Annotated in this window: 24 protein-coding genes and 1 other RNA gene; 18 read left to right on the top strand and 7 right to left on the bottom strand. The window is 33.1% G+C overall.

Annotation, left to right across the window (positions count from 1 at the left end; all coding sequences use genetic code 11):
- Positions 1 to 2: 2 nt before the first annotated feature.
- The 3 genes from fabB to P8J93_05315 are packed head-to-tail and all read right to left on the bottom strand — an operon-like array spanning position 3 to position 2789.
- Entirely contained in the window at positions 3 to 1223 is a 1221-nt protein-coding gene (fabB, locus tag P8J93_05325; protein ID MDG2061219.1) for a beta-ketoacyl-ACP synthase I, read from the bottom strand.
- Positions 1224 to 1247: 24 nt separating this feature from the next.
- Positions 1248 to 1760, bottom strand: a complete 513-nt coding sequence (fabA, locus tag P8J93_05320) for a bifunctional 3-hydroxydecanoyl-ACP dehydratase/trans-2-decenoyl-ACP isomerase (protein MDG2061218.1) — start codon at positions 1758 to 1760, stop codon at positions 1248 to 1250.
- A 60-nt stretch (positions 1761 to 1820) separates the two neighbouring features.
- Positions 1821 to 2789, bottom strand: coding sequence for a polyprenyl synthetase family protein (locus P8J93_05315; protein ID MDG2061217.1), 969 nt, complete (start codon positions 2787 to 2789; stop codon positions 1821 to 1823).
- A gap of 106 nt (positions 2790 to 2895) precedes the next feature.
- On the opposite strand from P8J93_05315, the gene rplU reads away from it, so the two are divergent.
- Genes rplU through proB form a run of 4 tightly spaced genes read left to right on the top strand, consistent with a single transcriptional unit; the run spans position 2896 to position 5647 of the window.
- Positions 2896 to 3213: a 50S ribosomal protein L21 gene (rplU, locus tag P8J93_05310; protein ID MDG2061216.1), complete on the top strand. Its 318-nt coding sequence runs from the start codon at positions 2896 to 2898 to the stop codon at positions 3211 to 3213.
- Positions 3214 to 3242: 29 nt separating this feature from the next.
- The gene (gene rpmA / locus P8J93_05305) at positions 3243 to 3500 is read left to right on the top strand and encodes a 50S ribosomal protein L27 (GenBank protein ID MDG2061215.1); all 258 of its coding nucleotides are present in this window, start codon (positions 3243 to 3245) and stop codon (positions 3498 to 3500) included.
- A 28-nt stretch (positions 3501 to 3528) separates the two neighbouring features.
- Positions 3529 to 4545, top strand: a complete 1017-nt coding sequence (cgtA, locus tag P8J93_05300) for an Obg family GTPase CgtA (protein MDG2061214.1) — start codon at positions 3529 to 3531, stop codon at positions 4543 to 4545.
- Positions 4538 to 5647 (top strand): glutamate 5-kinase, encoded by a 1110-nt coding sequence (proB, locus tag P8J93_05295; GenBank protein ID MDG2061213.1) that lies wholly within the window; start codon positions 4538 to 4540, stop codon positions 5645 to 5647. The genes cgtA and proB overlap by 8 nt, the downstream gene beginning before the upstream one ends.
- On the opposite strand, the gene rpsT is transcribed toward proB, so the two are convergent.
- Positions 5644 to 5904 (bottom strand): 30S ribosomal protein S20, encoded by a 261-nt coding sequence (gene rpsT, locus P8J93_05290; GenBank protein ID MDG2061212.1) that lies wholly within the window; start codon positions 5902 to 5904, stop codon positions 5644 to 5646. The two genes, proB and rpsT, sit on opposite strands and share 4 nt — an antisense overlap.
- 70 nt (positions 5905 to 5974) lie before the next feature.
- Between rpsT and rfaQ the strand changes: the two genes are divergently transcribed.
- From rfaQ to def, 3 genes are all read left to right on the top strand, one after another.
- Positions 5975 to 7033: a putative lipopolysaccharide heptosyltransferase III gene (gene rfaQ, locus P8J93_05285; protein MDG2061211.1), complete on the top strand. Its 1059-nt coding sequence runs from the start codon at positions 5975 to 5977 to the stop codon at positions 7031 to 7033.
- A 56-nt stretch (positions 7034 to 7089) separates the two neighbouring features.
- Complete coding sequence (locus P8J93_05280; protein MDG2061210.1) at positions 7090 to 7521, top strand: nuclear transport factor 2 family protein; 432 nt, start codon at positions 7090 to 7092, stop codon at positions 7519 to 7521.
- 117 nt (positions 7522 to 7638) lie between these two features.
- On the top strand, positions 7639 to 8178 hold the full coding sequence (gene def / locus P8J93_05275) for a peptide deformylase (GenBank protein MDG2061209.1): 540 nt from the start codon (positions 7639 to 7641) through the stop codon (positions 8176 to 8178).
- 65 nt (positions 8179 to 8243) lie between these two features.
- On the opposite strand, the gene ssrA is transcribed toward def, so the two are convergent.
- Positions 8244 to 8597, bottom strand: a transfer-messenger RNA (tmRNA) gene (gene ssrA, locus P8J93_05270).
- A gap of 64 nt (positions 8598 to 8661) precedes the next feature.
- Positions 8662 to 9135: an SsrA-binding protein SmpB gene (gene smpB, locus P8J93_05265; protein ID MDG2061208.1), complete on the bottom strand. Its 474-nt coding sequence runs from the start codon at positions 9133 to 9135 to the stop codon at positions 8662 to 8664.
- A 525-nt stretch (positions 9136 to 9660) separates the two neighbouring features.
- On the opposite strand from smpB, the gene P8J93_05260 reads away from it, so the two are divergent.
- Positions 9661 to 11004, top strand: coding sequence for a sodium-dependent transporter (locus tag P8J93_05260; GenBank protein MDG2061207.1), 1344 nt, complete (start codon positions 9661 to 9663; stop codon positions 11002 to 11004).
- On the opposite strand, the gene P8J93_05255 is transcribed toward P8J93_05260, so the two are convergent.
- On the bottom strand, positions 10985 to 11323 hold the full coding sequence (locus P8J93_05255) for an outer membrane protein assembly factor BamE (GenBank protein MDG2061206.1): 339 nt from the start codon (positions 11321 to 11323) through the stop codon (positions 10985 to 10987). The genes P8J93_05260 and P8J93_05255 overlap by 20 nt on opposite strands.
- Before the next feature lie 60 nt (positions 11324 to 11383).
- Between P8J93_05255 and fur the strand changes: the two genes are divergently transcribed.
- The 10 genes from fur (at position 11384) to P8J93_05205 (ending at position 20466) form a co-directional block, all read left to right on the top strand.
- The gene (fur, locus tag P8J93_05250) at positions 11384 to 11791 is read left to right on the top strand and encodes a ferric iron uptake transcriptional regulator (protein MDG2061205.1); all 408 of its coding nucleotides are present in this window, start codon (positions 11384 to 11386) and stop codon (positions 11789 to 11791) included.
- Between the two features lie 59 nt (positions 11792 to 11850).
- Positions 11851 to 12444 (top strand): nucleotide exchange factor GrpE, encoded by a 594-nt coding sequence (gene grpE, locus P8J93_05245; protein ID MDG2061204.1) that lies wholly within the window; start codon positions 11851 to 11853, stop codon positions 12442 to 12444.
- A gap of 63 nt (positions 12445 to 12507) precedes the next feature.
- The gene (dnaK, locus tag P8J93_05240) at positions 12508 to 14457 is read left to right on the top strand and encodes a molecular chaperone DnaK (GenBank protein MDG2061203.1); all 1950 of its coding nucleotides are present in this window, start codon (positions 12508 to 12510) and stop codon (positions 14455 to 14457) included.
- 35 nt (positions 14458 to 14492) lie between these two features.
- Positions 14493 to 15617: a molecular chaperone DnaJ gene (gene dnaJ / locus P8J93_05235; protein ID MDG2061202.1), complete on the top strand. Its 1125-nt coding sequence runs from the start codon at positions 14493 to 14495 to the stop codon at positions 15615 to 15617.
- Positions 15618 to 15635: 18 nt separating this feature from the next.
- Positions 15636 to 16388, top strand: a complete 753-nt coding sequence (dapB, locus tag P8J93_05230) for a 4-hydroxy-tetrahydrodipicolinate reductase (GenBank protein ID MDG2061201.1) — start codon at positions 15636 to 15638, stop codon at positions 16386 to 16388.
- 191 nt (positions 16389 to 16579) lie between these two features.
- On the top strand, positions 16580 to 17407 hold the full coding sequence (gene rpsB, locus P8J93_05225) for a 30S ribosomal protein S2 (GenBank protein ID MDG2061200.1): 828 nt from the start codon (positions 16580 to 16582) through the stop codon (positions 17405 to 17407).
- Positions 17408 to 17441: 34 nt separating this feature from the next.
- Positions 17442 to 18308, top strand: coding sequence for a translation elongation factor Ts (tsf, locus tag P8J93_05220; protein ID MDG2061199.1), 867 nt, complete (start codon positions 17442 to 17444; stop codon positions 18306 to 18308).
- Between the two features lie 5 nt (positions 18309 to 18313).
- Positions 18314 to 18871, top strand: coding sequence for a ribosome recycling factor (gene frr / locus P8J93_05215; protein ID MDG2061198.1), 558 nt, complete (start codon positions 18314 to 18316; stop codon positions 18869 to 18871).
- Between the two features lie 7 nt (positions 18872 to 18878).
- The gene (gene uppS, locus P8J93_05210) at positions 18879 to 19607 is read left to right on the top strand and encodes a polyprenyl diphosphate synthase (GenBank protein MDG2061197.1); all 729 of its coding nucleotides are present in this window, start codon (positions 18879 to 18881) and stop codon (positions 19605 to 19607) included.
- Positions 19608 to 19611: 4 nt separating this feature from the next.
- On the top strand, positions 19612 to 20466 hold the full coding sequence (locus P8J93_05205; protein ID MDG2061196.1) for a phosphatidate cytidylyltransferase: 855 nt from the start codon (positions 19612 to 19614) through the stop codon (positions 20464 to 20466).
- The last annotated feature ends 1 nt before the right edge of the window (position 20467 follow it).

The raw sequence follows: 20467 nt of genomic DNA, 5'->3' as shown, positions 1-20467 counted from the left end.
AATTAATCCTTAAAAGTTTCGAATATCAAAGAGCCATTTGTTCCGCCAAAACCAAAGCTATTACTTAAAATCCTTTTAATTTTAGGCGATTCTTTATTTGATAACAAAATTGGCATATCTTTAGCTTCTTCATCTAAGGATTCAACATTAGCTGAACCAACTAAGAAATTATTTTCAAGCATTAATAAAGAGAAAATAGATTCATGTACTCCTGCTGCGCCTAGTGAATGGCCTGATAAAGATTTAGTTGAGCTTATAGCTGGCATATTTTCTTCGAACAATTTTTTTATAGCCTTGAGCTCTACTAAATCTCCAGCAGGAGTACTAGTTCCGTGAGCATTTATATAGTCTATTTTACTTTTTTGTGTCATTTCCCATGCAGTGCTCATTGATCTGTATGCACCATTTCCAGAAGGGCTAACCATGTCTTCTCCATCTGATGAAGCTCCATAACCGCTGATTTCAGCATATATTTTAGCACCCCTTTGTTTTGCATGTTCTGACTCTTCTAGGATTAATGTTCCTGCTCCTCCAGCTATAACGAATCCGTCTCTTTTTGAATCAAAAGCTCGTGAGGACTTCTTTGGTGTCTCATTAAAATTAGAAGAAAGGGCTCCCATAGCATCAAAAAGAGATGTCATTCCCCAATGTTCAGCTTCAGCTCCACCTGCTAACATTACATCTTGTTTCCCTAATTGTATTTGTTCCATAGCATTCCCTATGCAGTGAAGACTAGTCGTGCATGCAGAAGAAATAGAATAATTTACACCTTTTATCCCTAAGAAAGTTGAAAGACAAGCCGAAACAGTACTACCCATAGCTTTTGTTACTCGATATGGACCAATTCTTTTCACGCCTTTTTCTCTTAAAATATCAGCTGATTCTATCTGGTCTTGACTAGATGCCCCGCCTGATCCCATTATTAGTCCAGTTCTATTATTTGATAAAATATTATCTGGTAATTTTGCATCTTTTATTGCTTCAAGGGCGCTTATGTATCCATAAGCTGCGGCATCTCCCATAAACCGTAGTTTTTTTCTGTCTATAAAGTCTTCTGTATTTATTTGAATGCTTCCACTTACATTACTTCTTAAGCCTAGTTCTTTATAGATATCGTTAACTCTTATCCCTGAAATAGAATTTTTGAGGGAATTTAAGACTTCTTCTTTAGAGTTTCCTAAGCTAGAAATTATGCCTACACCTGTTACAACTACTTTTCTCATTTAAATATTATTAGGCTGCATAGATTAAAATGCGGATGTATCTTTAAAGAGTCCCACTTTCAGATTTTCAGCTGAATAAATTTTCTTATCATCTACAATTAATGAACCATTTGCTAGACCTAAAGTTAGTTTCTGATTTAGGACTCTTTTAATATCAATCTCATATATTACTTTCTTTGCTGTCGGTAATACCTGGCCAAAAAATTTGATATTCTGAGCTCCTAATGCTCTTCCTTTTCCTGGATGACCAAGCCAGCATAAGTAAAAACCTATGAGTTGCCACATTGCGTCTAAACCTAGGCAGCCAGGCATGACTGGGTCTGATTCAAAATGACAATCAAAAAACCAAAGTGAATCAGATATATCAAGTTCAGCTATAATTTTTCCTTTATTAAAGTTACCTCCGGTCTCTTCAATCGAAGAAATCCTATCAAACATCAACATATTTGGTTTAGGAAGCCTTCCATTCTCTTGTCCAAAAAGCATTCCCCTTCCACATTCAAGTAATTGTGAACGTTCGTATTTATTATCTTTTATAAAATCCACTAAATTAATTATTATTAGTACTAAGTATATATCCAATAGGATTCATTTTCTTTAGAAATCAATTTGAACTAATTCATTTATAGTGTTTTCTAATAGCTTTCTAAAATTTGAGGAAGGAAGTTTTTTAGTATTCCTTATACAAGTTTTGTAGTATTTATCTCGAATATCTAAAACTTCTTTTAAGGCACCCGAAGATTGAATTAGGTTTTTAATAAGAGTTATATTCTTTTTGGTTGAGTTACCTAAAGAATTTTTGATAATTTTTTTTTCTTTTGTAGAGCTAAGATTATAAGTTTTAATTAAAGGCAATGTTATTTTACCTTCCGAAAGGTCCTGACCTATTTGCTTACCAGTTCTTTGAGAATCACCGAAGTAGTCTAAAATGTCATCATTTATTTGAAAAATAATTCCTAATGAAAAAGCTAGATGCTTTACAAATTTGAGTTCTTCAGTCGAAGCATCAGAAAGTAATGCAGCACTTACTGCAGAAGCTTTGAATAATTCAGCTGTTTTATTGCTAATAATTTGAAAGTAATCTTTTTCGCTCAAAAAAGAGGCTTTTAAAGAAAGTTGCATAACTTCTCCTTCTGAAATCATATTTGTAGAATTAGCTAATACTTTTATTATTTCAGGATTTTTTAAAGATGACATATTTTGAAAAGCTTTTGAGTAGACAAAATCTCCCACTAAAACGCTATGCATTATGTCCCATTTTTTATTTACACTCGGTTTACCTCTTCTTGTATCACTCTCATCTACAACATCGTCATGAATTAAGGTAGCTGTATGAAGAAGCTCAATTGCAGTGCACAACTTAATTAACTCTTTTCCTGAATAATTAAGGCATCTAGCTATAAATATGGAAAGGAGGGGTCTTATTCTTTTGCCTCCAGAGCTTACTGTATAACTTGAAATTTCAGTAGCTAAGTTAATTTTAGACTTTAAAGATTTATTGAGGCTCTTTTCTAGATCTTGTAAGTCCTTCTCAATTTTAATTTTAGCTTTTTTGATCTTGTCCATAAAAAATATTTTTGTTTAAAACAACAGTAATTTCACTTATGTATTGCGGAGAAGGAAGGTTTTTCGTATAGTGCATATCCTTAATTTTCCATTAATGGAGTTTTTTATGCATGCTGTAATCCAAACTGGCGGAAAACAACATAAAGTTTCTGAAGGCGAGAGCATTGATGTTGAGCTATTGCCTCTTAAAGAGGGAGATTCTATTGAATTTGACAAAGTTTTGCTAATTTTTGACGGAAATAATTCAAAAATTGGCTCTCCTTACCTAGAGAATGCAACTGTAAAAGGGGAAATAGTGTCTCATGACAAAGGAAAAAAAATAAAAATTTTTAAAATGAAGAGAAGGAAAGGGTACAGGAGGTCTATGGGACATAGGCAAAATTTTACAAAAGTTTTGATTAAGACTATAAAGTCACCTGTTTAAGATTATAAAATAATTAAAAGAGAGAAGTTATGGCACATAAGAAAGCAGGCGGTAGCAGCAGAAATGGTAGAGATTCAAATTCTAAGAGATTGGGTGTCAAGGCTTTTGGAGGAGAAACTGTATCTGCAGGTTCAATTTTAGTTCGTCAAAGAGGGACAAAATTTAATCCTGGAGTGAACGTAGGCTGTGGTAAGGATCACACTTTATTTGCAAAAGTTGATGGACTTGTTTCTTATATCAAGAAGGGGCCAAAACTTAGACAGTTTGTTGACATAACGCCTTCCTGAGAACCTTAATTTTTTTGTCTAGAAGTCAATGAATTTCATTGATGAAGCCGTCATATCTATTACAGCAGGAAATGGTGGAAATGGATGTTCTAGTTTTCGTAGGGAAAAAAATGTACCACGAGGAGGTCCTGACGGAGGTAATGGTGGATCGGGTGGAGATTTAATACTTAAGTCTACAAATAGGTTAAATACCCTTTCACTTTTTAGATATAAAAAATCATTTACTGCTCAACACGGCGGAAAAGGTCTTAGTAGAGATAAAACAGGTGGAAGAGGTGAAGACCTAATTATTGAAGTGCCAGCAGGTACAATGATTTTCGACACAGCATTAAATCAGCAAATAGCAGATTTAAGTCTAGACGGAGATGAATTATTAATTGCAAAAGGTGGAGAAGGCGGAACCGGTAATGCTGCTTTTAAGACCTCTACCAACAGAGCTCCTACAAAAATTACTCTGGGAAAGGATGGAGAACAAAAAGAAGTTAGGCTTGAATTAAGGTTGTTAGCTGATGTTGGCTTATTAGGCTTTCCAAATGCAGGAAAATCTTCTTTAGTTAACTGTCTTTCAAGCGCTAAACCTAAAGTAGCAGATTATCCTTTCACAACCTTGAAGCCAACCCTAGGTGTGGTTGAATACTCTCAAGATAGGAGTTTTGTTATAGCAGATATTCCTGGATTAATATCTGGCGCTTCAAAGGGTTTAGGTTTAGGTATTCAGTTTTTAAAACATCTTTCTAGAACTGAGTTAATTCTTCAAGTGATAGATGTATTTGATAAAAATGTACAAGAGATCATTAAAGAGATGAAAGAGCTAGTAGAAGAAATGCAAAATTATCAAGCTAATTTAGCTTCAAGAGAAAGGTGGTTAATACTAAATAAGATAGATCTACTGTCGGAATCAGACCAGTTGACTTTAAATAAAGAAATTTTTTCCTTACTTGGACATGATGTTATTGTTAAATTAATATCTTGTATAAGCAGGCAAGGAGTGGAAGATTTAGCTAAAGAAATTGGAAAATATTTGGAGACAAGTAGAAATGAGTAAAGAGAGATGGGTTGTTAAAGCAGGAAGTTCTTTGGTTGCTAGTTCTGATAATACTTTTAACCAATCTTTTATCAAAGAATTATCCTCTCAAATTAATGAACTTACTAAATCAAATATCGAAGTAGTTATAGTTTCCTCTGGAGCAGTAGCTAAAGGTATGGATGAACTAAATTTTACAGAAAGACCTAAGGCTTTACATTTATTGCAAGCAACTGCGTCTATAGGTCAAGTCGGCTTAATAAATTCCTACAAAAAAGAATTAGATAGTTTTAACATTAAAACATCGCAAGTACTAATCAGCCATAATGATATGGCAGATAGGACAAGATATTTAAATGCCAGAAGAAGCTTACAAACTCTTTTAGAACTCGGAATAGTTCCAATAGTGAATGAGAATGATAGTGTAGCTACAGAAGAGATCAGCTTTGGAGATAACGACACTTTAGCTGGTATGATTGTGGGCTTGATTGATGCATCCAAATTTATAATGCTAACAGACCAGATTGGAATTTGTGATAGCAATCCAAATGAGGACCCGCTGGCTAAGTTAGTTCCTTTGATTAATTTAGATATGGATGATTTAAGTAGCTATACTAAAGGAAAGTCGGGAGTTCTTGGAAGGGGAGGAATTAAAACGAAAATAAAAGCAGCTAGGTTAGGGCTTGATGCCGGTTCAGAAGTGAGAGTGATGGATGGAAGAGATCCCGAAACTTTAATACGGATTCTACAAGAAAAAGAAGAGGGGACTTTAATAACTTCAAATCAGGATCTGCTTCCTTCTAGAAAACAATGGATATCTAATCAATCTTCACCTAGAGGAGTGCTAATAATTGATAAGGGCGCATGTATAGCTTTGAGTTCAAGAGGAGGAAGCTTATTACCTGTAGGAATAATCAAATTAGAAGGAAATTTTAAGAAAGGAGACTTAGTTTCGTGTAAAGATGAAGATTCAAATGAAATAGCAAAAGGTTTAATTAACTTTAGTTCTCAAGAGGTTAGATTAATTCTCGGAAGTAAATCTAAAGATATTTCTAATATACTAGGTTATTCAGTTGAAAATGAGATTATCCATAGAGATAATCTTGTTTTAAAGAGAGACTAAAGAGTTTGAATTTTTTTAATTAACCTAGACTTAACCCTAGAAGCTTTATTCTTATGTAAAACTCCTTTATTAGCCATTTTATCAATGGTTTTTTCAGCAATTTTAAAAGTACTAACAGCAATATCTTTCTTTTTATCATTGATTGCGGTTTCTACTTTTTTTATAGCTGTTCTTGCAATAGCTCTTTGAGAACTTTTAAGCTCATTACGTTTATTGTTTTGCCTAGCTCTTTTTTTAGAAGATTTTAAATTTGCCATAAACTTGTTTAAGTTATAGAGTCGCGCATAATGATGGTTTGAAGCACTCCTGTCAAGGTTCTTTGTATTTATGAATCCTTCTAAAAAAAATTTTTTAATATCTATTCTTCGTTTTCATGGAGATGTTCTTTTAATTGAACCTATGTTGCATGTGATTAAAAGAGAATTTCCTGATAGTGAAATAGACCTTTTAGTTTATAAAGGAACCGCCTCTCTTCTTTTAGCGGATCACAGAATAAACAAGATAATTGAATCCGAACCTTCAGAAGGGAAGTCTATTTTGAATAAAATTAAAAATGAATATAGATTATATAAAGAGCTTAGATCTAAGAAGTATAGTTTTTCAATCTTTCTGACTACTCAATGGAGACAGGCTCTCATAAGCTTGTTGATTTTTAGTGAAATATCTGCGGCAGTTGACGATAAAAAAAGGCAAAATTATTTATGGAAAAAAAGTTTCTCATTTATATTTCCAGAAGCAGGTCCAAGACATATGATCGAAAGAAATCTAGATACTTTAAATCTGCTTGGTTTTCGAGTGCTTGAAGAAGATAAAAAGTTATCTTTGGTGATACCTGATAAAGTTAATCAATCAGTTCAAAAAATATTTAATAACAAAGAAATTAATGGTAGATATTGTGTTGTTCATCCTTGCTCTGGAAAAGATTACAAACTTTGGTCTGAAAAAAAATTTTCTAAAGTAATAGATCATTTAACTTCAAAGAATATTATTGTAATCCTTACTTGCGGACCTGATGAGAGGGAAGTAAATTATTTAAGAGAAATTGAGAGACTATCTCCAGAACTTATTAATTTAGGCGGAAAGACTTCTCTATTGGAACTGGCTTCTCTTATAAAAGGTGCAGAAATATTGATAGGTCTAGACTCTGTAGCTGGTCATATTTCTGCGGCTGTTAATACTCCATCCGTTGTATTATTTGGACCAACTAATCATCAAAATTGGAGACCTTGGTCTGATACATCAACAATCATTTCAAGAGATAATAATGAGGAGTATTGTAATTTGCACGGCATGAATTCAGGAAAATCTGGTAAATGCTTGTGTTATATATCTGAGGAAAGAGTTATTGAGTCTGCTGATAAAATCTTAGATAAAGTAAAAGGTTAGATGCTTCTTTTAAGATCTTAACTTATTATAATAAAATAAATTAGAAAGGTTGAAGTATGGAAAGTTTAAAAGATAAGTTAGAAATAAGTGATGTAATGACAAAGTACGCAGCTGGTATTGACTCACTTAATTTTGATCTTTACTCAAGTTGTTTTTCTGAAAATGTAGAATTATATGGTTTTGGGGGAAGTGATGATGACGGTCAACCAAAAGTTATAAAAGGAATTGATGCTTGGATAGTTTATGTAAAAGAAGCTATAAGCAAGTATAGTGCTACTCAGCATCTATTAGGGAACCCTCTTATAGAGTTAAAAGAAAATACAGCTCATGTTAGAACCGATGTTCAAGCTAGGCATTATTTAAAGGATCCTGAGGGAGAAATGTTTTGCCTCTGGGCTGTTTATGATACTCAGATGGAAAAAAATGATGGAAAATGGAAAATCATAAATCATAGATTAACATCCATAGGATCTAAATTAGAAACATAGAATAGATGAGAAAGATTTTTCTTTTACTATTAGGCTTAATATTAACTACTCTTTTTTTTCTTTTTTTAGTTTTTCTTTCTTCTTTAGTAGGAGTTTAAGTGGGATGATCTTTCTTTTATGAGCATTCGAAAGATAATTAAAATGGGTAATCCTGTTTTAAGAGAAATTGCAAAACCAATTCTAAAGGAAGATATTTTGTCTGAAATAACTAAGGAGTTAATTTTAGATATGAGAGAAACCCTAGATTCTTTAGACGGTATAGGGATAGCCGCTCCTCAAATAGGCGTATCTAAGCAGTTGGCTATTATAAAAATTCCTGAAAATTCTGAACGCTATCCGGAATCTGTAGCCTCTAAAGAATATATCATTATAAATCCAAAACTATCTTATATAGATAAAACCATGCAAGGTTTTTGGGAAGGTTGTTTAAGTGTTCCTGGTCTTAGAGGTTATGTAGAGAGACCTAAGAAAATACAGATAGATTATTTAGATAATTCAGCTTCAAATTACACAATCGAAGTAGAAGATTTTTTAGCTACTGTATTTCAACATGAATTAGATCATCTTTTTGGCTGTCTTTACGTTGATAAAGTAAAAGACATAACCAAATTAGTCTATGAAGATGAGATGTTCAATTTTTTAGATATAGAAGAATGAAATCTAAAGAATAAAATGATATTTGTACTTCAAGAGATCTTTAAGGAGATTAAGTGAAGAAAATATGGTGGAGGCGGCGGGAATTGAACCCGCGTCCACCAGTACTCTGCTACAAGCTCTACATGTTTAGTTTCATCTATTAGTTTTATCTTAGAAGACCCGATGAACAGGGTTTAGAAGACGATCTCAATTTATTCTTAAGAGTTTACTAATGAGAAGAGGAAACTCAGCAGTCCGTGAAGTCGACTGTTGTTACAATGGCACGGACACCAAGTAAAAACAGTTAGCCAATTAAGCGGCTAAAGCGTAGTCTGCGTTTTCGCCAACTAACAAGTTTGTAGTTTTTTATTAACGAGAATTACTACCTTCTCGACATGCACTTGAAGGTTCATATCTGCTGTCGAAGCCAGTTCGCCCCCAAAAGTATTTAAATTATACATTCAACTACGATTAATTTAAAAATCAATTGTCAAAAAGTTTATTTTATTTCTTGATTCCTTCTCTTAATTTTCTCTCTTTTTGTCTTTGCCAATCTCTTGATTTGATTGAATCTCTTTTGTCATGTCCTTTCTTGCCAACTGCTAAAGCAATTTCACATTTAATCAGGCTATCCTTCCAAAACAGTTTTGTGGGAATACAAGTTTGACCTTTTTGTTGGATAGCTTTAAAGATTGAAGCAAGCTCCTTTTTGTTTAAAAGCAGTTTTCTTGTTCTTGTTGGGTCATTTTCTAAATTGCTATTAGCTAAAGGGTTAACATAAGAGCCTATAAGCCAAGCCTCCCCTTTCTTAAGTACTGCATATGATTCTGCAATTTGTGCCTTTCCATCTCTTATACTTCTTACCTCCCATCCTTCCAATGAGAGTCCTGCTTCAAACTTTTCCAGGAGCTCAAAATCAAATCTTGCTCTTCTATTTTCTGCAATAATGTTAGGAGATTTTCTTTTTCTTTTATTCATTTATGACTAGTATAAGCACAAGATATAAAATTCCTATTAACAGATAATTAAATTGCAAATCGTAAGAAAAAATATTAAAAATATTTCATATATTATTTTTATCCCAATATTAATTTTATCCTCCGCTGTTTGGTTTTCAGATGATGAAATGGCACTGATGCTCACAAGAGCTTTTTTAAAATATTCAACTTTCATTTTATTTATTTCAATCTCTTTGTATTGGAAATTTTCAAATAGACTCATAAGGAATCTATACGAAAGAATTCTTTTTTTTTCTTATATTCTTATCCTATGCACTGGTTTTTTATTAGGCATTCAAGGTTATTTAGTTATTAGTTTGAGTTTCTTTTTTGTTATCACTTTTACTCAACATTTGAGGCAAGACTTTTTGAAGATTGAATCACAAATTAGCTCAATTAGAGTTTTAAGTGAATTAAATTTAATTTTTTGTATTTGTTTAATTTTAATGATAGTTTTTTTAATAAATCCTTATACTAAACCCTTTTTAAATTATTAAATATAATAATGAAAAATTCAGATCAATCTATTCATGGAACTTGGAAAGGACGTTGGACTTTTATCCTAGCTGCAACTGGTTCAGCTGTTGGTCTAGGAAATATTTGGAAATTTCCCTATATGGCTGGAGATAATGGTGGTGGTGCCTTTGTTCTTATTTATTTAGCTTGTATTTGTTTCATCGGCATTCCTATTATGATTGCAGAAATTACGATAGGTAGAAGAGGCAGAAATAGTCCAGTAAATACAATGAAGAAATTGTCTTTAGAAGCACAGACAACCACTCATTGGACTCTTCTAGGCTTAGCAGGGGCGGTAGCAGGACTTTTAATTTTATCCTTCTATAGTGTAGCTGCAGGTTGGGCAATAGCTTATATATTCAGTGCATTTAATTATTCAGATTCCTCAATTGTGACTTCTACTTTTGATAGTTTTCTTGCTTCACCTGGAAAACTAATTTTTTGGCACAGTGTTTTTATAGTTTTAACTATTGCTATTGTAGCTAGAGGAGTGATTGAAGGCTTAGAAGTTTGGATAAGTAAATTGATGCCATTATTATTTATTCTTTTAGTTTTTCTCTGTCTTTATTCTATGCAGTCAGGTGCTTTCTTAGAGGGGTTGTCTTATCTTTTTAAACCGGATTTTACTAAGATAACTGGATCAGTAATTCTTGCTGCTCTTGGACAAGCGTTCTTTACTTTAAGTTTAGGAATGGGAGCAATTATGGCTTATGGAGCTTATATGCCTTCTAAACAATCAATAATATATACCGCTTTTTCAGTTGCTTCCTTAGATACTTTAGTAGCTTTATTAGCAGGAATAGCAATTTTTCCCATAGTATTTGCAAATGGTTTATCACCTTCTGGAGGGCCTGGATTAGTATTCATAACTCTACCTTTGGCATTTAGTAGTATGCCTTTAGGGGCATTATTTGGGATAGTATTTTTTGTCTTATTAAGTATTGCTGCACTAAGTTCTTCTATTTCTCTTCTAGAGCCCAGTGTAGCTTGGCTAGTTGAATCTTTAAAATTTAAAAGAAAAACAGCAGCTTTAATACTCGGAACTATTGCCTGGAGTTTAGGCTTGTTGAGTGCTTTATCATTTAATTTATTATCAGAATTTAAATTGTTTGGGAGAAATTTTTTTGATTTGACTGACTTCTTTACCAATCAAATAATGCTACCTTTAGGAGGAATATTCATAGCTATTTTTGTTGGGTGGGTTATGAAAAAAGATTCTATTTTGGAAGAGTTATCCATAAAAGAAAATATCCTCTATAAAATATGGATATTTATTTTAAGATACGTAGCACCTTTTTTGGTGGCAGTAGTATTTATTGGATATTTTTTATAGAAGTAGGAAGTTCGTCTATCCATTCTTTGAGTTCTCCATCTTCAAAGTAAAGTGTTATTTTGCTCTCTACTATTATTTTTTCGCCTTGTGAAACTCTACTTTGGTAGATCCATATATCTGGTTCAAAAGTATCTTTAATCAAAGGAGACCCCATCACAAATCTTACTTGGGATTCAGTCATCCCCACTTCAAGCTTTTCTACCATTTCTGCTTCTACAATATTACCTTGTCTTATAACAACTTTATAAGTTTTAGGGATGCTACAACTTATAACAGAAAGCATAAGGATTATTGAGATTAGTTTTAGTGAATATTGCATAAATAATTATGATACTCTATTACAGTTTATACTAGTAAGTATATTTTGAAGGAGGTTAGTTTGAACGAAGAATCAGATTTAAAAAAAGCTGGTCTAAAAGTAACTTTGCCAAGATTAAGAATTTTGGAGTTACTTGAAGAAGAAAAAGGAGGGCACTTAAGTGCAGAAGATATTTATAAAAAACTTCTTGAAGCAAAAGAGGATGTAGGATTGGCTACAGTCTATAGAGTTTTAACTCAATTTGAACAAGCCGGCATTGTAGAAAAGAATAATTTTGAAGAAGGAAGAGCAGTCTATGAACTTCATCATGATCACCATCATGATCACATGGTGTGTATAGATACTGGTAAGATTATAGAGTTTAATGACGAAATAATAGAAAGAAGACAATCAGAAGTAGCAGCAGAATTAGGTTATGAGATCAAAGATCACAGCATGGTTTTGTATGTTCAAGAAATAAAAAAATAATTACTCAAGACTCTTGTTCCTTAGAATTTTATCCCCATATTTAGGTATGGAGATTAATAATGACAAAAAAAACAAAACTTAAAGAAGATCTTGCCAACAAAGAACAAGAGTCTATTTCTGAAGGCAAAGAAAAAATAGGGCATGAAGATGATCAACAGCCTGAATCAACTCATGAAGAACCAAAAGAACTTAATTTACAACAAGAGATCACTGACTTAAAAGATAAATATTTAAGAGCTGAAGCAGAAGTTCAGAATATTAGAAGAATTTCAGATCAACAGGTAACAAAAGCTAGATTATATGGAATTGAAACTTTTGCTAAAGCAATACTAAGTGTTGGCGATAATTTGGAACGAGCACTAGATTCTTTAAATACAAATCAAGATATCAAGGCGGCCCTTGAAGGTATAGAGTTAACATTAAAAGATTACGAAAAAAGTTTAGAGTCTTCAGGGATAACTTACATAAACCCAATCAACGAAAAATTTAATGCAGAACAGCATCAGGCAATGTCTATGGTTGAAGATGATAAATTGGAAGAAAACTCAATAAAGCAAGTCATTCAAAAAGGATATTTACTTTACGATAGAGTTTTAAGACCTGCTATGGTAGTGGTTTCAAAAAAACCTAAAGACAAAAAAAATAATATATAAACTTGAAAATAAAGGAGATGGCCCCATCTGCTTTATATAAACAATTTTTATTCGGAGAATTACATGGCTAAAATAATAGGAATAGATCTAGGAACAACTAATTCCTGTGTATCTGTTATGGATGGAGAGAAAGCTAAAGTTATTGAAAATTCTGAAGGTTCAAGAACTACACCTTCAGTTGTTGCTTATGGAGAAGAAATGTCTGTTGGTGCAGCAGCTAAGAGACAGGCAGTAACTAATCCCAACAATACTTTGTATGCAATTAAACGTCTTATCGGAAGAAAGCATGATGATCCAGCGGTAAAAAAAGATATGGATATAGTCCCTTATAAGATAGTTCCAGCAGATAATGGTGATGCTTGGGTCGAAGCTAATAATGAAAAGTTAGCTCCTCAGCAAGTTTCAGCAGAAATCCTTAAGAAGATGAAGAAAACTGCTGAAGATTATTTGGGGCATTCCGTTCAAGAAGCTGTAATAACTGTTCCAGCCTACTTCAATGACTCTCAACGCCAAGCAACCAAGGACGCAGGAAAAATAGCAGGCTTGGAAGTTAAAAGAATAATTAATGAACCTACAGCTGCAGCTTTGGCTTATGGTCTTGATAAAGGAAAAGGTGACCAAAAGATTGCTGTGTATGATCTAGGTGGAGGAACTTTTGACATATCAATAATAGAAATTGCAGAAGTTGATGGAGAACATCAATTTGAGGTTTTATCTACAAATGGAGATACTTTTTTAGGTGGAGAAGATTTTGATTTAGCATTAATAGATTACTTGGCAGCTGAATTTAAAAATGAATCTGGCATGGATCTTCAAAACGATCCTTTAGCCTTGCAGAGACTAAAAGAAGGTGCAGAGAAAGCTAAAATTGAATTATCTACTAACCAGCAAACAGAAGTTAATTTACCTTATATAACAGCTGATTCTTCAGGTCCTAAGCACTTAGTTCTCAAATTAACGAGAGCTAAATTAGAGGCTTTAGTTGGGGGTCTTGTAGAAAGAACTTTGGAGCCAGTAAAAGTAGCGCTTGATGATGCTAAATTGAAGCCTACAGAGATAGATGAGATAGTTGTTGTAGGCGGCCAAACTAGAATGCCGCTGGTGCAAGAAAAAGTTAAAGCTTTCTTTGGAAAAGAACCACGAAAAGATGTGAATCCAGATGAAGCAGTAGCTGTTGGAGCAGCAATTCAAGGAGCTGTTCTAGCTGGAGATGTTACAGATGTTTTACTATTAGATGTTACACCTTTAACTTTAGGTATTGAAACTATGGGTGGAGTTATGACTCCATTAATTGATAAGAATACTACTATTCCAACTAATAAATCGCAGATCTTTTCTACAGCAGAAGATAATCAAACTGCAGTTACAGTTCATGTTCTTCAAGGTGAAAGAAAGCAGGCGGCAGAAAATAAAACTCTTGGGCAATTTAATTTAGCAGATATACCTTCTGCTCCAAGAGGTATGCCTCAAATAGAAGTTAGTTTTGATTTAGATGCGAATGGAATATTAAATGTTTCTGCTAAGGATACAGCGACAGGTAAAGAGCAGTCTATTGTTATCAAATCTTCTAGCGGCCTCTCAGATGAAGAGATAGAGAAAATGGTTAAAGATGCTGAAGCAAATGCAGAAGCAGATAAAAAATTTGAAGAATTAGTTCAGACTAGGAATATGGGAGAAAATTTAGTTCATAGCTGTAAAAAAACTTTAGAAGAAGCAAAGGATAAAGTAGAAGATCAAGAAAAAGAATCTATAGAGAAATGTATAGTAGATTTAGAGGAAGTTCTAAAAGCAGATGATCAGGATAAAGAAGCTATTGATGAAAAGATAAAAGCTTTAAGTGAAGTTTCAACCCCTTTAGCTCAAAGACTTTATGAAGAGCAAGCAAAAGAAGCAGAAAACTCTTCTGATGATCCTGACACTTCCAGTAATCAAAATTCAGACGCAGTCGATGCTGATTTTGAAGAAGTTCAAGATGAAGCCAAGGAAGAGGTTAAGGAAGAAGCTAAACCTTAAAGTAGTTTAAACTCAAATTATCTTGTATTCATCGCGTGTCTAAAAGAGATTACTATGAAGTCCTTGGACAGCAAAAAGGCGCAAGTGAAGATGATCTAAAAAAAGCCTATCGTAAACAGGCAATGAAATATCATCCTGATAGGAATCCAGATGACCCAAAAGCTTCTGAAAAATTTAAGGAAGCAACCGAAGCGTATGATGTGCTTTCAGATCCAGCTAAAAAACAGGCTTATGACCAATTTGGTCACCAGGGAGTTGAATCAGGAGGTTTTGGAGGTGGAAGATCTGCATCTGATTTTTCAGATATTTTTGGTGATATTTTTGGTGATATTTTTGGTGGATCTAATGATCCTTTTTCAAGAAGTCAAAGATCTAATAGGGGCTCAGATTTGCAGTATTCCATGTCAATAACTCTTGAAAATGCTGCGAAAGGAACTACCGAGAAAATAAAAATTCCTACTTTACAAACTTGTAATATCTGCGCAGGCTCTGGTAGTAAACCTGGATCAAGACCAATAACCTGTAGAGACTGTAATGGAGCAGGTCAAGTAAGGATGCAACAAGGATTTTTTTCAGTTGCACAAACATGCAGAAGTTGTAGTGGTTCAGGGCAAATTATTTCTGATCCATGCAACGAGTGCAAAGGTCAAGGTAGAAATCAGAAATCTAAAACATTATCAGTTAAAATTCCTGCTGGAGTAGATTCAGGTGACCGTATTAGATTATCGGGAGAGGGTGAAGGTGGAGTAAAAGGAGGGCAAGCTGGAGATCTTTTTGTAGAATTTAATGTTTTAGATCATGAAGTATTTGAGCGCGATGGCAAACATCTTTATTGTGAAACACCTATTAGTTTTATCCAGGCAACATTAGGAGGAGAAATTGAGATACCTACTTTAGAAAGTAAAGTAAAGATTAAAATACCTGAAGGTACACAGACAGGTAAATTATTTCGCTTGAAGTCAAAAGGAGTAAAACCTGTAAGAGGTGGCTCAATTGGAGACCTGCTTTGTAGAGTAGTTATTGAAACTCCACAGCAATTAACAAAAAAACAAAAAGAAATTTTAATTGAATTAGAAGCTTCTTTAAAAAATGGTAATAAACAGACCCCGTTGTCTAATGAATGGTTTAAAAAAGTAAAATCTTTTTTTGATTCTAAGTAACTAGTGTAATCTGATCAGATGGTTAATGTTTTTATAACAGGTGCAACTGGAAAAATGGGAAAAGAGATTATTTCCGCAACTGAAGAACACCCTAGATGTAACTTAGTCGGAGCTTCTGGTTCCAAAAATAATGACTTAATAGGTCAAGATTTAGGTGAGTTATTAGGTCGCGAAGAGCTAGGTATATTTTTATCATCTAATTTCATTAACTGTAATAATGCAGATGTTATAATAGACTTCTCTTTCAAAGATTATTCTTTAATGGTTGCTAATTATGCAGCAGAAAATAAGATACCCTTAGTTATAGGTACGACAGGTTTTAACGAAAAAGAATGTAATGAATTAGAATTGCATGCTCAACACATCCCTCTGTTAATAACTCCAAATACAAGTAGGGGTATTAATTTTATAGAACAAATGATTGAGATGTCAGGTGATCTTTTAATACCTTTTGACGATATAAAAATTGAAGAAACTCATAATAAACATAAGAAGGATATGCCTTCAGGAACTTCAAAATACTTATCTAAGGTAATAAATAAAAAGTTAAATAAGAAAATTAGAGATAAGGATATTATTTCCATTAGAAAAGGAGACATAAAGGGCGAACATAAAATTTTTATTAAGAATGAACATGAACTTCTAGAAATAAAACATTCAGTAACTGATAGGGGAGTTTTTGCTAAAGGAGCACTAGAAGCTGGGATTTGGCTAAGCAGTCAATCCAAAGGAATCTATCAAATGTCTGATATACATAGTTTTTCTTCTTAAATTCTTATTATTGTGATATAAATGCCTTCCTTTTAGAGGCTCCAAGGTTCTCTGAGAGGTTTGTTTATTAAAGACGCACGTATTATTAAGTCTTTTTTTGGGTGCTGGCAACAAGCTCTGTTAGTCAGTCAAATGAGATATATGCGGAAGTTTAACCCGAGCGATAATCGCTCACATTTTAAGGAGCACATATGAGTGAAATAACACTCGAAGACCTACTGGAAGTTGGAGCACATTTTGGTCATCAAACCAAATATTGGAATCCAAGAATGGAAGAGTATATTTTTGGAGTAAGGAATAAAATTCATATTCATGATTTAAATTTAACTCTAGAATCCTTACCACCAGCTATAGAATTTGTTAAATCTTTAGCTTCAAAAAATAATAAATTACTTTTTGTAGCTACAAAGAGAACAGCTTCTAAAATTATAGAAACTGAAGCTTCTCGATGTGGAATGCCTTATGTAAGCCAAAGATGGTTAGGGGGTATGCTTACAAATTATAAGACTATTAGGTCTTCTATAAAACGTCTCGAAGACCTCATTGTTCAAAAAGAAGATGGAACATTTTCTAAGTTAACAAAAAAAGAGGGTTTAAAAATTGAAAGAGAAATTAATCGTCTTGAGAGGTCTATAGGTGGAGTCAGGGAGATGGGAGGATTGCCCGATGCATTATTTGTAGTAGATGTGAAATTAGAATCTATTGCAGTAACAGAAGCTAGAAAAATGGGAATACCAATCATAGGCATAGTTGACACGAATAGTGACCCGGAAGGTATAGATTATGTAATACCGGCTAATGATGACTCAATGCGATCTATTGGATTATTTACCAGAGCTATTTCAGATGCTTGCTTAGAGGGTTTAGAATTAGCAACAGGTATAGGAAGTGTTGGGTCTGGTCCTTCTATAACAAGAAAAAAAGAAGATGAATCAGTTGAAGAAGTTCAAGATAATCCGCAAGAAAAGTTGGGAGAAGGAGAAGTAGCTAACTCTGGAAAGAAACCAGTAGACTATTAATTTCAATTTTTAATATAGATATAAGGCTAAAATAATGACAGAAATATCAGCTTCACAAGTTAAAGATTTAAGAGAAAAGACTGGTCTGGGACTTATGGATTGCAAGAAAGCTCTTCAAGATTCCTCAGGTGATATAGAGTTAGCCATAGTTAATTTAAGGAAAAGTAGTGCATTAAAGGCTGAAAAGAAATCAACTAGGTCAGCAGCTGAAGGAATTATATTGGCAGAGACCTCCAAAGAGAATAAAGTGATATTGATAGAAGTTAATTGTGAAACTGATTTTGTTTCCAAAGATAAAAACTTTATAGATTTCTGTGAAAAAGCTTCCATTGTTGCAAAAAGTTATGATTTGAATGACGGTCTTTTAGATCATGTTAATCAACAACTTGAAAATGATAGAGAATCATTGATTCAGAAGATAGGTGAGAATATTCTGATAAGAAAAGTTGAAAGTATTGAAGGTGAGGTTGTAAATTTTTATATCCATAGCAATAATAAGATAGCTTCAGCTGTCTCCTTAAATCAAGGCTCTTTAGAATTAGGGAAAGATATAGCTATGCATATCGCTGCTGCTAACCCTTTGGTAGTTTCGCCTAAAGATTTAAGCCAAGATTTAATAGATAAAGAACTAGATATTATAAGATCCCAAGTTTCGAAAGAAAATAAACCTGCTGAAATCCAAGAAAAGATGGTCACTGGTAGGTTAAATAAATATCTTTCAGAAGTAAGTCTTCTGAAGCAAGGTTTTGTAAAGGATCCAGGGAAATCTGTGGAGGCCTATCTAAAAGAAAACAATGGAAATGTATCTGAATTTATTAGATTAGAAGTAGGTCAAGGAATTGAAAAAGAGGAAGTAGATTTTGCAACTGAGGTTATGTCTCAGATTAGTGATTCTGAGTAGAAGTTATGCTAGAAGATATTATAGAAGATTCTACAAATAGGATGGGTAAAGCTCTAGATGCTTTGGAGACAGCTTTTAAATCCATTAGAACAGGAAGAGCAAATCCTTCTTTATTGGATTCAATAAAAATAGATTATTATGGATCTCTTACACCGCTATCTCAATTAGCCAATATAGGCATAGAAGATGCAACAACATTATCTATTGTACCCTTCGAATCTACCTTACTTCCTGACATAGAGAAAGCAATCTATGAGTCAGATATCGGTATAAATCCAGCTACTTCTGGGGATAAAATAAGAGTTATAGTTCCAAAGTTAACTGAAGAAACTCGTAGAGATCTTATTAAGAAGGCTAAATCAGAAGCGGAGAATTCTAAAATATCTATTAGGAATATTAGGCGTGATGGGAACTCTCAATTAAAAGAATTTCTAAAAGAAAAAGAAATTAGTGAAGATGATGACAGAAAAGGACAAGAGTTAATTCAAAATCTCACTGACGAATTTATAAAGAATATTGACACTTCTTTGGATAATAAGGAAAAAGACCTGCTAGATTTCTAGAATATCCATGAATACTTTTCAAAGCGAAGACAGCTTTCCAAACCATGTCGCTATCATCATGGATGGTAATAATAGATGGGCTGTAGACAAAAAATTACCCGGCGTATCTGGGCATCAAGAAGGAGTCAATAAAGTAAGAGAATTAGTAGAATTCTCAGCTCAAATAGGGATTGAAGTTTTAACCCTCTTTGCCTTTAGTAGTGAAAACTGGGAAAGATCCCAAGAAGAAGTTTCTTTACTAATGGATCTTTTTGCTCAAGCAATAGAAAAAGAAGTACCTAATTTAATAAAAAACGAGGTAGCCATAAGGTTTGTAGGCGACTTAAGTAAATTTGATGAAGCTTTAAGAAAAAAAATGCAATCTTCTGAAGCTAGAACAGCTACTGATAGTAAAAAGTTAGATTTAGTTATCGCTGTGAGCTATGGCGGAAGATGGGATATTCTCCAAGCCACCAAAAAACTTTATTCATCTTCTGCCGAACTTAAATCCTTTACTGAAGAAGATTTTTCAAAAAATCTTTCGTTATCAGATTTCAAAGATCCTGATCTTTGTATTAGAACCGGAGGAGAATTACGAATAAGTAATTTTTTATTATGGCAGCTTGCCTACACGGAATTTTATTTTACTGATTGTTTATGGCCTGACTTTACAAAAGAAGAGTTTGAAAATGCCATAAAAGAATTTACGAGAAGAAAAAGAAATTTTGGTAATAAATCAAATTTTAATAATCCCTAAGTTTATGAAGACCAAAGTTATAACAGGAATTTTTTTAGGATTTATATTTTTATTTTCTATAATATTTTTGCCATTTTATTTACTAAAGGTCTTAGGTTTCGTTTTAATTTTTTTGTCAGCTAAAGAATTTTTCAGTCTTCGACATATTTCTAAGGCACTAAAAATTTTACAAATTTCTTTAATATTAATAACTTTATTATTCATTTGGGGTCTGGATTATTTAACCCTTCCTTATCTGAGTAATTTAATTCTATATTTCTTTATTGGTCTTGGAATTCTATGGTGGTTAGCTGCCATTGTGTTAATTTCTATTTACCCCTTGGGAATTAGATTTCTTGATCTAAATTTGAGTTGGTTTTCTCTTGGGCTTTTAATCCATAGTTCATTTTGGGCATCGCTTCTAGTTATTCTTTCATTTGATTTTGGCACTACTAGTTTATTTATGAAAAATATCGAAAATTCACGATTAATATTGTTGTTAATAGTCTTTATAAGTGTAGTAATGGATTCCTGCGCATATTTTTTTGGTAAATTACTAGGTGTAAACAAACTTGCTCCTAGCATTAGCCCGAATAAGACTTTAGAAGGTCTTTTTGGTGCGATTTTTGTCACTACCGGGATAATATCTTTATTGAATGCATATTTTGGACTAATCTCTTTTTTAACATGTATTTTTATAATGATTATTATTTGTCTATTTTCTGCATTAGGCGATATTACAGAAAGTATGCTTAAAAGAATATCTGGGGTAAAAGATTCTTCAAAACTCATTCCGGGTCATGGCGGTATTTTTGATAGAATTGATAGCCACCTTGCAGTTTTTCCTATAATAGTTTTAATAATTCTTATGTTGTCTTAAA

It is taken from the genome of SAR86 cluster bacterium, assembly GCA_029268615.1.
In the GTDB taxonomy this organism is placed as follows: domain Bacteria; phylum Pseudomonadota; class Gammaproteobacteria; order Magnimaribacterales; family Magnimaribacteraceae; genus JAQWNM01.
The sequence above is the reverse complement of the archived record's forward strand: the minus strand, read 5'-3'. Positions and strand labels throughout refer to the sequence as shown.

What these genes read in the sequence shown, in the direction of transcription:
- fabB (MDG2061219.1), bottom strand. Translation starts at nt 1,223, where the DNA reads ATGAGAAAAGTAGTTGTAACAGGTGTAGGCATAATTTCTAGCTTAGGA.
- P8J93_05315 (MDG2061217.1), bottom strand. Translation starts at nt 2,789, where the DNA reads ATGGACAAGATCAAAAAAGCTAAAATTAAAATTGAGAAGGACTTACAA.
- rplU (MDG2061216.1), top strand. Translation starts at nt 2,896, where the DNA reads ATGCATGCTGTAATCCAAACTGGCGGAAAACAACATAAAGTTTCTGAA.
- rpmA (MDG2061215.1), top strand. Translation starts at nt 3,243, where the DNA reads ATGGCACATAAGAAAGCAGGCGGTAGCAGCAGAAATGGTAGAGATTCA.
- cgtA (MDG2061214.1), top strand. Translation starts at nt 3,529, where the DNA reads ATGAATTTCATTGATGAAGCCGTCATATCTATTACAGCAGGAAATGGT.
- proB (MDG2061213.1), top strand. Translation starts at nt 4,538, where the DNA reads ATGAGTAAAGAGAGATGGGTTGTTAAAGCAGGAAGTTCTTTGGTTGCT.
- rpsT (MDG2061212.1), bottom strand. Translation starts at nt 5,904, where the DNA reads ATGGCAAATTTAAAATCTTCTAAAAAAAGAGCTAGGCAAAACAATAAA.
- rfaQ (MDG2061211.1), top strand. Translation starts at nt 5,975, where the DNA reads ATGAATCCTTCTAAAAAAAATTTTTTAATATCTATTCTTCGTTTTCAT.
- P8J93_05280 (MDG2061210.1), top strand. Translation starts at nt 7,090, where the DNA reads ATGGAAAGTTTAAAAGATAAGTTAGAAATAAGTGATGTAATGACAAAG.
- def (MDG2061209.1), top strand. Translation starts at nt 7,639, where the DNA reads ATGAGCATTCGAAAGATAATTAAAATGGGTAATCCTGTTTTAAGAGAA.
- smpB (MDG2061208.1), bottom strand. Translation starts at nt 9,135, where the DNA reads ATGAATAAAAGAAAAAGAAAATCTCCTAACATTATTGCAGAAAATAGA.
- P8J93_05260 (MDG2061207.1), top strand. Translation starts at nt 9,661, where the DNA reads ATGAAAAATTCAGATCAATCTATTCATGGAACTTGGAAAGGACGTTGG.
- P8J93_05255 (MDG2061206.1), bottom strand. Translation starts at nt 11,323, where the DNA reads ATGCAATATTCACTAAAACTAATCTCAATAATCCTTATGCTTTCTGTT.
- grpE (MDG2061204.1), top strand. Translation starts at nt 11,851, where the DNA reads ATGACAAAAAAAACAAAACTTAAAGAAGATCTTGCCAACAAAGAACAA.
- dnaK (MDG2061203.1), top strand. Translation starts at nt 12,508, where the DNA reads ATGGCTAAAATAATAGGAATAGATCTAGGAACAACTAATTCCTGTGTA.
- dapB (MDG2061201.1), top strand. Translation starts at nt 15,636, where the DNA reads ATGGTTAATGTTTTTATAACAGGTGCAACTGGAAAAATGGGAAAAGAG.
- rpsB (MDG2061200.1), top strand. Translation starts at nt 16,580, where the DNA reads ATGAGTGAAATAACACTCGAAGACCTACTGGAAGTTGGAGCACATTTT.
- tsf (MDG2061199.1), top strand. Translation starts at nt 17,442, where the DNA reads ATGACAGAAATATCAGCTTCACAAGTTAAAGATTTAAGAGAAAAGACT.
- frr (MDG2061198.1), top strand. Translation starts at nt 18,314, where the DNA reads ATGCTAGAAGATATTATAGAAGATTCTACAAATAGGATGGGTAAAGCT.
- uppS (MDG2061197.1), top strand. Translation starts at nt 18,879, where the DNA reads ATGAATACTTTTCAAAGCGAAGACAGCTTTCCAAACCATGTCGCTATC.
- P8J93_05205 (MDG2061196.1), top strand. Translation starts at nt 19,612, where the DNA reads ATGAAGACCAAAGTTATAACAGGAATTTTTTTAGGATTTATATTTTTA.